General features: G+C 26.5%; 10 protein-coding genes. All 10 read left to right on the top strand.

Translation table 11 applies throughout. The features are described 5' to 3' along the window. The first annotated feature begins 5 nt into the window (after window positions 1-5). Window positions 6-1,418, top strand: coding sequence for a DUF4179 domain-containing protein (locus QP548_RS09370; protein WP_061426648.1), 1,413 nt, complete (start codon window positions 6-8; stop codon window positions 1,416-1,418). Between the two features lie 219 nt (window positions 1,419-1,637). Beyond that, window positions 1,638-2,840 (top strand): alanyl-tRNA editing protein, encoded by a 1,203-nt coding sequence (locus QP548_RS09365; protein WP_003477009.1) that lies wholly within the window; start codon window positions 1,638-1,640, stop codon window positions 2,838-2,840. Window positions 2,841-2,894: 54 nt separating this feature from the next. Next, window positions 2,895-3,899, top strand: a complete 1,005-nt coding sequence (locus tag QP548_RS09360) for a glycosyltransferase family 2 protein (RefSeq protein ID WP_061426651.1) — start codon at window positions 2,895-2,897, stop codon at window positions 3,897-3,899. Between the two features lie 152 nt (window positions 3,900-4,051). Next, a complete protein-coding gene (locus QP548_RS09355; RefSeq protein WP_061426653.1) occupies window positions 4,052-5,227 on the top strand; it encodes an AI-2E family transporter in 1,176 nt (391 codons plus the stop codon). Window positions 5,228-5,669: 442 nt separating this feature from the next. Further along, window positions 5,670-6,509, top strand: coding sequence for a zinc transporter ZupT (gene zupT / locus QP548_RS09350; RefSeq protein WP_061426655.1), 840 nt, complete (start codon window positions 5,670-5,672; stop codon window positions 6,507-6,509). Window positions 6,510-6,696: 187 nt separating this feature from the next. Beyond that, entirely contained in the window at window positions 6,697-7,461 is a 765-nt protein-coding gene (locus QP548_RS09345) for a DeoR/GlpR family DNA-binding transcription regulator (RefSeq protein ID WP_061426657.1), read from the top strand. Window positions 7,462-7,593: 132 nt separating this feature from the next. Next, window positions 7,594-8,382, top strand: coding sequence for a Cof-type HAD-IIB family hydrolase (locus QP548_RS09340; RefSeq protein ID WP_061426659.1), 789 nt, complete (start codon window positions 7,594-7,596; stop codon window positions 8,380-8,382). A gap of 203 nt (window positions 8,383-8,585) precedes the next feature. Further along, complete coding sequence (gene splB / locus QP548_RS09335; protein ID WP_061426661.1) at window positions 8,586-9,608, top strand: spore photoproduct lyase; 1,023 nt, start codon at window positions 8,586-8,588, stop codon at window positions 9,606-9,608. 665 nt (window positions 9,609-10,273) lie between these two features. Next, complete coding sequence (nanI, locus tag QP548_RS09330; protein WP_061426663.1) at window positions 10,274-12,358, top strand: exo-alpha-sialidase NanI; 2,085 nt, start codon at window positions 10,274-10,276, stop codon at window positions 12,356-12,358. A 47-nt stretch (window positions 12,359-12,405) separates the two neighbouring features. Further along, window positions 12,406-13,560, top strand: coding sequence for a cyclically-permuted mutarotase family protein (locus tag QP548_RS09325; RefSeq protein WP_061426665.1), 1,155 nt, complete (start codon window positions 12,406-12,408; stop codon window positions 13,558-13,560). The last annotated feature ends 317 nt before the right edge of the window (window positions 13,561-13,877 follow it).

Genomic DNA, 13,877 nt, shown 5'->3' with positions numbered 1-13,877 from the left:
AATTAATGAAAAATAATGATGATTTATTTGATAAAGATATTAGAAATAGATTAAAAATGGAAAATATGAAAGTACCAGAGGAAATTAATAAAAAAATAGATGACACCATAAATAATTTAGGAAAGAGAAAAAGAAATTATAAAAAAGCTTCAGGCATATGTGCAGCTTGTATAGCAGGAACTATTATTTTTGGAGTAACAATGCCCACATATGCACAAAACATTCCGATTTTAGGGAAAATATTTGAGAGATTTGACAGCAGAATATATGAAAATTATGATAAATATGCTTCAGATTTAAATATTACTAAAGAAAGTAATGGGTATAGGGTTACAATAAATAAAATTGTTTATGATACCTTAGATTTAGAGGTTTTTTATACTATTCAATCAGATAAACCTTTAGAAGATGGACTAGATTTATTAGATATTAAGTTAGGAATAAATAATAATTTTATAAGTCCAGGGTTTGGTGGTAGAGGAGAAAAGGTAGATGACTTTACCTATGTTGGTGTTAAAGATTACTCTATAGCTAGTGAAAAGTTTGCCCAAGGAGAGATTAAGAAAAATATATTAGGAGAAGATATAAAAATTCCTAATAATTTTGATTTAAACATAAATATAAGTAGTTTAGGAAATATTACAGAGGATGTTAAGATAGAGGGAGATTGGAATTTTAATATACCTATAAGTGATGAGTTAGTTAGAGAAAATATAAAAGAACAAAATCTTAACATAAATTTAGGAGATGAATTAAATGGTGTAGAATTAAATAAATTAATACAAACACCTATAAATACAGTTCTGCAAGTTACAGAGACAAGGGATTTACATGATTATAGCACCTTAAGTTTTGTTATTTTTGATGATAAAGGAAGATACTTATATTCAAAAAGTGGTACTGGAATTGGAGATGCTAGTAAAAATGAAAATTCTAAGCTATTCACAAGTTATAATTTTAAAGAGGTCTATGATGATAGCAAGAGTTTAACTATAATTCCATATATTCAAAAGGAGGATATGAATAAGAAAGATGATTCTAATGAAGTTACTTTCCCTAAGGAATTTAAAGAAAAATTAAATTTAAATGGAGAAACAGAGATTAAATTAGATAATGGAGAAATCTGTTCTAAAATAAAAAAAATAGAAAGTGTTGAAAAGGGAACAAGATTATATTATGAATCTAAGTATTCAATATATGGAGCACCTAGTTATATTATAAATAATGAAACTGGAGAGAAAATTGAACCTATAGGAAATAAAGAGTGGGGATATACAGATAATATTAAGTACGTAAGTGGAAATGAGTTCTATATAGATTTCAAAGAAGAATTAGTAGGAAATAATTATACAGTTGTATTTTTAGACAGGAGCAATTATGAGCCATATGGTGAGAGTATTAAAATAGATTTAAAATAATTTTATTAAATAGCCAGAGAGTTTTTTAAATTCTCTGGCTTTTCATAATTTTATGAATTAATATAATTATTAATTTTTTAGTTTAGAAGTTTGAATTTAGTAAATATTTATAAGTTTTAATTTAATAAATAAATGATATAATTTATTTTAGAGCTAATTTTTATAAAAGTTAAGTTTAAGCTCTTATTATTAAGAAGACAATTGAGGTGTTGATATAAAATGACAAAACTTTATTATGAAGATCAATATATAAAGGAGTTTAAAGGAGAAATAATTGAGGTTAAAGAAATTGATGGAAAATTCCATGTTCTTTTAGACCAAACTGCCTTTTTCCCAGGAGGGGGAGGACAGATGGGAGATTTAGGACTTATTGATGGAATTAAAGTGCTTGATGTTTATGAAGAAGAAGGAAAAGTATATCATGTTCTTGAAAAAGAGCCTAAGAAATTGAAAAATCTACAATGTGAATTAGATTGGGAAAGAAGATTTGATGGAATGCAACAGCATTTAGGGCAGCATTTACTTTCTGGATGTTTTTATGATTTATTTGGTGCAAATACTTGTGGTTTTCATTTAGGAAAAGAAATAAGTACAGTTGATATTGTAGGTTTTTTAGATGAAAAAACTATAAGAGAAGCTGAAAAAGAGGCAAATAGATTAATATTTGAGAATTTAGAAGTAAAAAGTTATGCTCCAAGCAAAAAAGAATTAAAGAAAGTAAAAACTAGAAGAGCATTGCCTAAAACTGATGAAGAAATAAGAATTGTTGAAATTGTAGGATTAGATTTAAATGCTTGTTGTGGAGTTCATCCAAGAAATACTAGAGATCTTCAAGTTATAAAGATAAGAAGATGGGAAAAGCATAAAAATGCTACAAGAATAGAATATGTAGCTGGAAATAGAGCTGTATCTGACTTTTTCACTAAGGATGAAATTTTAGGAGAAATATGCAAGCTTTTAAAATCAGGAGAAGGTGATACTTTAAACGCTGTTAAGAATCTTTTAGAAAATAATAAAAATCTTGTAGATGAAAACAGAAAAGTTAAAGTTGAAATAGGTGATTACAAGATAAAAGAGATGTTAAATAAATCAGAAAGAATAGGAAGTATAACTTTAGTTAATGAAATTTTTGATGGTGAGGATACAAAACATATAGGTAAGTTAGCTAATAAAATAACTGAGGAATATGAAGCAATAGTTTTATTTGCAGTGAAAAATGGAGATAGAGTAAATTTAATTTTTAATAGTTCTAAAGATATGAAAAAAGTTAATATGAGTGATATATTAAAAGATACCATAACTTTAATTGATGGAAGAGGTGGCGGAAATCAGTTTGCAGCTCAAGGTGGAGGGAAAAATAATGGAAATACAGAAGTTGCAATTGATTATGCTACTAATAAAATAAGAAATATTTTACTTTAAATTTTAAAACTATTTATAAGCTTAATTTAAAAACTATAATGGAGTTGAAGTGAGATGGCATTAATGAGTGATAAGTTTTTAAGTATAGTAATTCCTGCATATAATTCAGAAAAGTATATTGAAAAAAATCTTATGTTTTTATCAAGACAAACATCAAATAATTTTGAAGTGATAGTTGTTGATGATGGTTCAACAGATAATACCTGTGAAGTAAGTGAAGCTTGTTTAGAAAACTTTAAAATAAATCATAGAGTGATTAGATGTGAAGAAAATAGTGGACAGAGTGTTGCTAGAAATATTGGGATTAATTATTCAAGAGGAAAATATATATTATTTTTAGATTCAGATGATTTTGCAGAGAATAATTTAGTTCAGATTTTAGAAAGAAATATGTTTAATGAACCTGATATAGTATTTTTTGATTATAAAAGAATCAAAGAGGATGACAGTGTAAATGTGAATATAGCTCAAAACTTTGAGTTTGGAAAAATAAAATCAGGTGAAGAAGTCTTTAATGCTTATAAGGATAATAAAATAAGACTTTGGACTGGAAGTCTTATTTATAATAAGGAGTTCTTAAATAGAAATAAGCTTAGATTTTTAGAAGGAGCTCATGGAGCAGAGGATTTAAACTTTATATTTAAAGCACTTTTAAGTTCAAAGAAGGTTAGAGGAATAGAAGATAGTTTAGTGTTTTATTGCCAAAGGGGAGATTCTTTAACTAATAATCCAGACATATATAAGAATATAACTGTAGTAGAATCAATGGAGGATGTAGCTAAATTTATTGATGAAAATAAATTAGATAAAAAGCTTAAAGAAGCTATAGAAAAAGAATTTACTTGTGAGCATATTATGTATCAAATATTAGGATATTTAAATAGTGAAACAAAGGAAGATACTTTAAGGGTTCTTAAAAATAAAAATGTTAAAAAGTACTTAAAAAAAGCAACTCTTAAAACAAATAGATATGGAAGAAGTATGTACACTTATATGAAGATGGCTGCATATTTTCCAAATTTATTTATAAAAACATATTTAAAAAATACAGGAAAATAGAGAAGTACATATTCTATTAAGGATAAAAGAAAATGTTATTAACAAAAAATTAACAATGTGGTATATTTAAGTAGATATAAGTTATTTTCATTAATAATAAAATTATTTTTTTAGAAAAGATGAAAAATATCTTAAAATAAGGAAGTGAAAATATGTTTTTTAATGATAAAAAGTTAAAAGGAGCCCTAATAGTTGTTACTTATGCTATTATTTTACACTTTGTCTTTATGAAATACTCTACAGTATTTGGGGGACTAGGGTATATTACAAGTCTTGTTAAACCATTAATTTTAGGTATAGCAATAGCCTTTGTATTAAATATACCTATGAAGTTTTTTGAGAGAAAGTTATTTAGAAATTTAGAATATAGTAAGAAATCATGGGTTAGAAGTGCAAAAAGACCTTTAGCTATTACAGTAACAATAATAGTTTTAGTTGGAGCCATAAGTGCCATAATCTTATTTGTTGTTCCTCAACTAACTTCAAGTGTAGTTAAACTTACAGAAAGTATTCCTAGTTATTTAAAATCCTTTGAAGTTAATATGAATAATTATGCTGATTCAACAGTACTTTTAAGTAAAGTTTGGGATCAGGTTATGAATGCTTGGCAAGAAATATTAAAAACAGTTACTCATTTGTTTGGTGGACTTGCATCCTACCTTGTTGGTTTAACAGTTGATGTAACAACAGCTATCATTGATTTTTGTTTAGCTTTTGTATTAGCTATATACATGCTTTCAAGCAAGGAAAAATTAATATGTCAAATAAAGAAAGTTATGTATGCATATCTTAGAGGAGATATAGCAGATAAAATATTAGAAGTTGGACAAACTACTAATAGAGTATTTTCAGGCTTTATTATTGGCCAATGTACCGAAGCACTGATAATAGGTACTTTATGCTTTTTAGGTATGTTAGTATTAAGAATGCCATATGCTTTCTTAATAAGTGTTCTTGTTGGTACAACAAGTTTAATTCCTATTTTAGGAGCATTTATAGGAACAATACCTTCATTTTTCTTAATATTTATAATAAATCCTATTAAGGCATTTTGGTTTATTGTATTTATATTCTGTCTTCAAAGAGTTGAAGGAGATTTAATTTATCCAAGAGTTGTAGGAGGATCTGTAGGATTATCATCCTTATGGGTAATGCTTGCAATTATGATTGGTGGTAGTGCCTTTGGATTTATTGGAATGTTAGTGGGAGTTCCAACAGCGGCTGTTATATACTGCGTATTTGGAAGTGTTACTAATAAGAGATTAAGCAAAAAAGGTATAAAAATAGATGAAGAAGAAATAGAAGATAGTGGAAAAATTCACGTATAAATAATAAAAGAAGAGATTATATCAAGTAACTTAAAATAATACATTATATCAAAAATTAATAATAAAACTTACAAATAATATGAAGAGAATATCTAGATAAGCTTTAGAATTTAAATTATTACGGAGAAGATATTACGTTAAAAAGCTGAGACTGTTCGAAGCGAAGCAAGTTTCGAAGCTTTAGTAATATCTTCGAAGTAATAATTATAAATTCTTAGCGAAATCTAGTAATTCTCGGAATATGTTTGTAAGTTTTATTTTGATATATTTACTTTATAATAAAGTCTTGATATAATTCCTTCTTTTTATTTTTTGCATATAGTATCTTAAAAGAAGGTTTTATGGGAGAGGAATTAAATAAGTGGACAAATGTATAGTTATAGTTTATAATTGAAAATAATTATCAATTGATTACGGAGTAAGTATGAAAGGAGGAGATAATATGAATAATGTACTTATGGCTTTTCTATTAACTTTATTAGCAGGATTAGCTACTGGAATAGGAAGTTGCATAGCTTTTTTTGCAAAGAAGACTAATAAAAAGTTTTTATGTGTAAGTTTAGGTTTTTCTGCTGGAGTTATGATTTATGTTTCAATGATAGAAATGTTTCAAACAGCTAAGGAATCCCTTGTTGGGGTTATGGGTATTAAAGCAGGAAATTGGATTACTGTTATTTCATTCTTTGCTGGTATAGCAATAATTGCTTTAATAGATAAATTTGTACCTGAAGAAGAAAATCCTCATGAGGTTAGAAGTGTTGAAGAAGTGGAAAATGAAATTGAGGAATATAAAGGTGAAAATAAAGAGGGCAAAGCAGATATTAAAGATAAAACTCTTATGAGAACAGGAATAGTTACGGCTTTAGCTATAGCCATACACAATTTCCCAGAAGGATTAGCTACCTTTGTTTCTGCACTAGAAGGAGCAAGCTTAGCAATTCCAATAACTATTGCAATAGCAATTCACAACATACCAGAAGGAATATCAGTATCAGTTCCTATTTTCTATGCTACTGGAGATAAAAAGAAAGCTTTTTTATATTCTTTCTTATCAGGTATGTCAGAACCAATAGGAGCGATAATAGGATATACTTTATTAAGAAATATTTTTAATGATATAACTTTAGGAATATTATTATCAGCAGTGGCTGGAATAATGGTTTTTATATCTTTAGATGAATTATTGCCAACAGCAAGAAAGTACGGGGAGCATCATTTGGCTATATATGGTCTGATTGCAGGAATGGTTGTTATGGCAGTTAGTTTATTATTATTTACATAGATTAATTTAAACCTTCGTTGATTTAAAGAGCTATTTCAACGGAGGTTTTTATTCATTATTGCTTTTTCGAAAATAAAAGAATATAATAATAAATAAGAATAAATGATAATAAAAGATATTAAATAATAAAAGATTGTTCTTATTAATAAGGGGTTACTTAAGCGTAAAGGAATAGCGGTATATTGTAATGTTTATGGAAGAAAGATTAGAAGAGATTTTAAGAATATTAAAAAAGGATGGAAAAGTTTTAGTTAAAGATTTAAGTGTTAAATTTAATGTTACTGAAGGAATGATAAGAAAAGATCTACAAAAACTTGAACAAGAAGGACTATTAAAACGAACTTATGGTGGGGCTATATTAGAGAGGCAAACTATTCATGATGATAATATAAGGCCTAGATTAATGAAAAACTTAGGCGAAAAGGACATTATAGCAAAATTAGCATTAAATGAAATTAAAGATGGAGATTTTATATTTTTAGATGCATCAACAACAAACTATTCAATTGCTAGTATGCTTTTAAACACAAAAAAGCAGGTAACTGTAGTAACAAATATGAATAGGATAGCAATACTTTTTAATTCACATTCATCTATAGATGTAATTTGTATTGGTGGGATTTATAATAAAAACTTAGGTGGAACTATAGGAGGTAAAGCTATAGAGGATGTTAAAAGTTATAGATTTCATAAGGCATTTGTAGGGGTTGGAGGAATAAACTTAGTAGAAGACTTTATAAGTAACTTTAACTTAGAAGAAGCTAGTATGAAAAATGCTATAATTAAATCTAGTTTAAAAACTTATTTAGTTGCTGAAAATGAAAAGTTTTATACTGATGGTATTTGTGAATTTGCTAAATGTGAGGATATTGATTTTATAATAAGTGATAAAAAGCCTAATGAAGAAATTTTAAAGCTTTTAAAAGAAAGAAATATTTCTATAATATACTAGGACTTAATACTTTACATCTAAATTTATACTTTGATTATTTTAAATAAATTATTTTAGAATTTATATTAAATATATAGAATTGAACATAAAATTAACTTTAATTTATACTTTTACTTAGGAGGATGTATATATATGATAAAATTTATAGCAACAGATATGGATGGAACATTATTAAATAGTAAGAAAGAGTTAAGTCCAGAATTCTATGATGTATTTGAGGAACTAAAGAAAAGAAATATACTTTTTGCAGCTGCAAGTGGAAGACAATATTATACTTTAGCTAAAGAGTTTAATGATATAAAAGATGACATGTTATTTATTGCTGAAAATGGAACTTTCGTTGTTTATAAAGGAAAAGAGCTTGTTGTTAATGGATTAGATAGGGAATTAGCTAATGAACTTATAAGAATAGGAAGAACTATAGAAAATTCAAATGTAGTTTTATGTGGAAAGAATTCAGCATATGTTGAAAGTAGTGATGAAAGATTCTTAGGAGAAGTTAGAAAATACTATGAAAGATGTGAAATAGTAGATGATTTAGAAAAAGTAGATGATACAGTTTTAAAAGTTACTATGTGCGATTTTAATGGTTCAGAAGAAAATAGTAATAAATATTTTGATAAGTATAGAGAGAAGCTTCAAGTAACTGTTTCAGGGGATATATGGTTAGATATAACTGCTGGAGGAGTTAATAAAGGAGTGGCCATAAAAGAAATTCAAGATCTTTTAGATATAGACTTTAAAGAAACTATGGTATTTGGAGATTATTTAAATGACTTAGAAATGATGGAAAGTGCTTATCATAGTTATGCAATGGAAAATGCTCATGAAGATTTAAAGAAGGTTTCAAGATTTATAACTCATAAAAATAATGATGAAGATGGAGTTATGCATCAAATAAAAGAAGTTATAGGATTATAGAATAAATTAGAGAGTTGTATTAAAGCAACTCTTTTTTATTTTAATACCATTAATAGTATTTACTCTATAGTTGAAATTTTCTATATGTCATCTAAAATATAATACATTTTATATATGAAAATTAAGAATAATAGTAGTGTTTACTACTATTATTTTTTTATATTTAGTAAATTTAAAAAGTATTATGAATGGAGATAATGTTTATGTTTAAGCCAAAAAGAATTTTATTTGAGAAAAATTCATTAAATTATGAAATGGGAAGAAATATCTATAATTATTTTAAGGAATATAAAGATATAGAGATTATTGAGCTTAAAAATAATAGAATAAAGCAAAATATACCTGGAGATAATATAAAGGAATTTTACAAAGAAGGAAAGAGTACAATTGTTGTTGGGGTTAAGAGAGTAGGAAAATTTCAGTCATGTAAACCATCAGCACATTGGCAATTACCATTACTAAGTGGTTGTGTTGGCAATTGTCAATATTGTTATTTAAATACTAATTTAGGGGATAAACCTTATGTAAAAATAAATGTTAATGTAGAGGATATATTAAATCAGGCTCAGAAATATATTGATGAAAGAAAACCTAATATCACCATATTTGAAGGCTCAGCTACATCTGATCCTATACCAGTTGAGCCATATACAAATTCCTTAAAGAGAGCAATAGAATTTTTTGCAAATAATGATTTTGCAAGATTTAGGTTTGTAACAAAATATACAGATGTTGATTCATTATTAGGTTTAGATCATAATGGCAAGACGGAAGTAAGATTTACTATAAATACTGATTTTGTAATAAATAATTATGAGAGAAGAACAGCATCTCTTTGTGAAAGAATAAATGCAAGTGTGAAAATAGCTAAGGCTAATTATCCATTAGGATTTATAATTGCTCCAGTATTTATATATGAGGGATGGAAAGAGGATTATGAGAACTTATTAAAGGATTTAAAAGAAAAATTACCAAGTGATTTAAAACACAAATTAACTTTTGAGGTTATTTCTCATAGGTATACTACAAGGGCTAAAAATATAATAATGGATATATTTCCAGATAATAAGTTGCCTATGGATGATGAAAAGAGGACTTTTAAATATGGTCAATTTGGTTATGGAAAATATGTTTATAAAAAAGAAGATATACATGAAATAAAAGAGTTTTTTATGGAAATAATAGATAAATATTTTCCAATGAGTGAAATAAAATATATTATTTAAAAAATTAGTACACTTAGAGTTTTTAAAATGAGTTTGTTTAGTATAATTTTTTAAAGTATCTAAAAATTAAAAGAAATTAAAAAAACACCTTTAAGTTTTAAGAAAATTATTTTCAATAAATTTTATTTGCGAAAATAATTTTCTTTTTATTTAGAGTTAAGAAATATTTTATTGGTTTAAATACAAGGATATCTGTTTGAATAGTGGGAAAGTCAGATGATAAGTATTTTGAAATAAAATTTAGATATTAATAATTAAAGAATAGTAAGAAAGAATAAGAAAATTTTATAGAAAAACTTACCATAAAAATATCTTTATTATATTGAAATTTCTTTAGAAAAGTATTACAATGTTAAATATAAGAAAAATATTTTCAAATTATTCTTATTTTGAAAATACTTTTCATAAAAATGAAATATTTTAGTATTCAAATTTTAATCGTTGCATTTCAAGAAGTATATTCATAAAAGATTTAAGGAGAGCTAAGAGTAAAAAATCTTTTTTTCAAATTAAAGCAAAATTCTACTAAAAGAAGCATTTAAGATATTCTATGTTATAAATCCAAAGTTACAAATACAATAATAAAAATTTTACTTCGTATGTCATAGTATTTTAAATTAATACTATTTCAAAATAATAAAAAATTATTTATGGGAGGATGTAAAATGAATTACAAAGGGATAACTTTAATTTTAACAGTTGCTATGGTTATAAGTGGTGGTAATTATGTATTGGTTAAAGGAAGTACTTTAGACTCAGGGAAAAATAATAGTGGGTATGAGATTAAAGTAAATAATAGTGAAAATTTAAGTTCACTAGGAGAATATAAGGATATAAATTTAGAAAGTTCAAATGCTTCTAATATTACTTATGATTTAGAAAAATATAAAAATTTAGATGAAGGTACTATTGTTGTAAGATTTAATTCTAAAGATTCTAAAATACAAAGCTTATTAGGAATAAGTAATAGCAAAACTAAAAATGGATATTTTAATTTTTATGTTACTAATTCAAGAGTTGGTTTTGAGCTTAGAAATCAAAAAAATGAGGGGAATACACAAAGTGGAACTGAAAATCTAGTACATATGTATAAAGATGTTGCTTTAAATGATGGTGATAATACTGTTGCCTTAAAGATTGAAAAAAATAAAGGTTATAAGCTTTTCCTTAATGGAAAAATCATAAAAGAAGTTAAAGATACAAATACAAAGTTTTTAAATAATATAGAAAATTTAGATAGTGCTTTTATTGGAAAAACTAATAGATATGGACAATCTAATGAATATAATTTTAAGGGCAATATAGGTTTTATGAATATATATAATGAACCTTTAGGCGATGATTATTTACTTAGTAAGACTGGAGAGACAAAAGCTAAAGAAGAAGTTCTTGTAGAGGGAGCTGTAAAGACAGAGCCAGTGGATTTATTTCATCCAGGATTTTTAAATTCTAGTAATTACAGAATACCGGCCTTATTTAAAACAAAGGAAGGAACTTTAATAGCTTCAATAGATGCAAGAAGACATGGTGGGGCCGATGCTCCTAACAATGATATAGATACAGCAGTTAGAAGAAGTGAAGATGGAGGGAAAACTTGGGATGAAGGACAAATAATAATGGACTATCCTGATAAATCCTCTGTTATAGATACAACTTTAATTCAAGATGATGAAACAGGAAGAATATTCTTGTTAGTAACTCATTTCCCTTCAAAATATGGTTTTTGGAATGCTGGATTAGGAAGTGGATTTAAAAATATTGATGGAAAAGAATATCTATGTCTTTACGATTCATCAGGTAAAGAATTTACTGTAAGAGAAAATGTAGTATATGACAAAGATGGCAATAAAACAGAATATACAACAAATGATTTAGGAGATTTATTTAAAAATGAAACTAAGATAGATAATATAAATTCTAGTACATCACCTTTAAAAGCAAAAGGGACAAGCTATATAAATCTTGTGTATAGTGATGATGATGGAAAGACTTGGAGTGAGCCACAAAATATTAATTTCCAAGTTAAAAAGGATTGGATGAAGTTCTTAGGAATAGCTCCAGGTAGGGGAATACAAATAAAAAATGGAGAACATAAAGGAAGAATAGTAGTTCCTGTTTACTATACAAATGAAAAAGGTAAACAATCTAGTGCTGTAATATATAGTGATGATAGTGGTAAGAATTGGACAATAGGAGAATCTCCAAATGATAATAGAAAATTAGAAAATGGAAAAATAATAAATTCTAAAACCTTATCAGATGATGCACCTCAATTAACTGAATGTCAAGTAGTAGAAATGCCAAATGGTCAATTAAAATTATTTATGAGAAATTTAAGTGGATATTTAAATATTGCTACAAGTTTTGATGGGGGAGCTACTTGGGACGAGACAGTAGAGAAAGATACTAATGTTTTAGAGCCATATTGCCAATTAAGTGTTATAAATTATAGTCAAAAGATAGATGGAAAGGATGCTGTTATCTTCTCAAATCCAAACGCAAGAAGTAGATCAAATGGTACTGTGAGAATTGGATTGATTAATCAAGTTGGAACATATGAAAATGGTGAACCTAAATATGAATTTGATTGGAAATATAATAAATTAGTTAAACCAGGGTATTATGCTTATTCTTGCTTAACAGAATTAAGCAATGGAAATATTGGATTATTATATGAGGGTACACCAAGTGAAGAAATGTCTTATATTGAAATGAATTTAAAATATTTAGAGAGTGGAGCTAATAAATAAGAAATTATTAAAAATATTATTTTATGGTTTGAAAGGGGTAAAAGATTATGAAAAAGATATGGAAGTATGGGGTACTACTTGCATTACCATTAGTTTTAGCGGGATGTGGAAATAAGCCTGCAGAGGATAGTAATAAAAATAAAGAAATTACTTCAATTAAGTGGACTGTTGATGGAGAGTTAGAAGCTCAAAAAGGTCAAAGCAAAAATATAGGAACAGCAGGTTTACTTTATGGTAAAACAAAAGATTATATAGTTGTGGGAGGTGGAGCAAACTTTCCAGAGGAGCCAGTAGCAAAAGGAGGAGCTAAAAAGCTTTATCCTGATATATATGTATTAAAAAATGAAAATGGAAATTTGAAGCAAGTAGATCATACAACATTGGATTATGAAATAGGGTATGGAAGTTCAATAACTACTGAGGAAGGAATTTATTATGTAGGTGGAAGCCCTAATGAAGAAGAAGGAAATAACGTTTCTCTTATTACAACTGATGAAAAGGGAAAAGTTAATTTAAAGCATATTGGAGATTTACCTTTTACATTTAGTGATGGCTTTGCAGTTAAAAAAGATAAAGATATTTATTTAGGCCTTGGAAAACAAGATGGAAAAGCTAGTAATAAGGTTTATAAATTTAATGTTGAAACAGGAAAAACAGAAGAATTAAAGGAAATACCAGGAGAACCTACTAGAAATCAAGCCGTTGCTCAATTACTAGGTGATGATATATATGTATTTAGTGGTGGAGATAAGATTGCTTACACAGATGGGTATAAATATAGTATTAAAGATAATTCATGGACTCAAGTAGCTGATGTTAAAATAGGAAATGAAGAAATTTCACTTTTAGGTGCTAATTCAGTTAAATTAAATGAAGATGAAATGCTTGTTATAGGTGGATTTAATAAAGCAGTTTATGATGATGCTGTAAAAAATTTAAACACACTAAAAGATGAAAGTCTAGCTGAATTCAAGAAAGAGTATTTTGGAAGAGACCCTCAAGATTTTGCTTGGAATACAAAAGTTCTAATTTATAACTCAAAGAATAACGAGTGGAAGTCAATTGGAGATGTACCATTTAATGCTCCATGTGGAGAAGCATTAATATTAGATGGAGATAATATCTTCTCAATAAATGGAGAAATCAAACCAGGAATTAGAACAAATAAAATTTACTCAGGTGAATTAATCTATAAAAAGTAAATAAAATGAGAGTGAAAAAATAAACAAAATAGGCGTGTATCAAAATATAATAAAACTTACAGCTATTTTTAATAGTTATTAAATTAGCTTTAGAATGTGTGTAAGTTTTAAAGGAATTTATTTTGATACATGCCTTTTTAGTCGTTCGATTATAATGTTTAATATTTTAATGGATAACTTAAGAGAAAATAATATTTTGTAAAATTTTCCTAAGGATAATATTAAAGCTAAAAAATAGCAAGTATAATAATGACCATAGATATTATAATTAAGAATATTTTTATTAAGTATAATTTATATCTAAAAGCTGATAAATA

Origin of the sequence: Clostridium sp. UMB9555A (genome assembly GCF_030222355.1) — a bacterium.
Lineage (GTDB): Bacteria > Bacillota > Clostridia > Clostridiales > Clostridiaceae > Sarcina > Sarcina perfringens.
Note: the sequence above shows the minus strand (reverse complement) of the source record. Positions and strands in the feature narration are given on the sequence as shown.

Bases quoted from the DNA above. Each gene is read 5' to 3' on its own strand.
- QP548_RS09370 (WP_061426648.1), top strand. From the start codon at position 6: ATGAAAAATAATGATGATTTATTTGATAAAGATATTAGAAATAGATTA.
- QP548_RS09365 (WP_003477009.1), top strand. From the start codon at position 1,638: ATGACAAAACTTTATTATGAAGATCAATATATAAAGGAGTTTAAAGGA.
- QP548_RS09360 (WP_061426651.1), top strand. From the start codon at position 2,895: ATGGCATTAATGAGTGATAAGTTTTTAAGTATAGTAATTCCTGCATAT.
- QP548_RS09355 (WP_061426653.1), top strand. From the start codon at position 4,052: ATGTTTTTTAATGATAAAAAGTTAAAAGGAGCCCTAATAGTTGTTACT.
- zupT (WP_061426655.1), top strand. From the start codon at position 5,670: ATGAATAATGTACTTATGGCTTTTCTATTAACTTTATTAGCAGGATTA.
- QP548_RS09345 (WP_061426657.1), top strand. From the start codon at position 6,697: ATGTTTATGGAAGAAAGATTAGAAGAGATTTTAAGAATATTAAAAAAG.
- QP548_RS09340 (WP_061426659.1), top strand. From the start codon at position 7,594: ATGATAAAATTTATAGCAACAGATATGGATGGAACATTATTAAATAGT.
- splB (WP_061426661.1), top strand. From the start codon at position 8,586: ATGTTTAAGCCAAAAAGAATTTTATTTGAGAAAAATTCATTAAATTAT.
- nanI (WP_061426663.1), top strand. From the start codon at position 10,274: ATGAATTACAAAGGGATAACTTTAATTTTAACAGTTGCTATGGTTATA.
- QP548_RS09325 (WP_061426665.1), top strand. From the start codon at position 12,406: ATGAAAAAGATATGGAAGTATGGGGTACTACTTGCATTACCATTAGTT.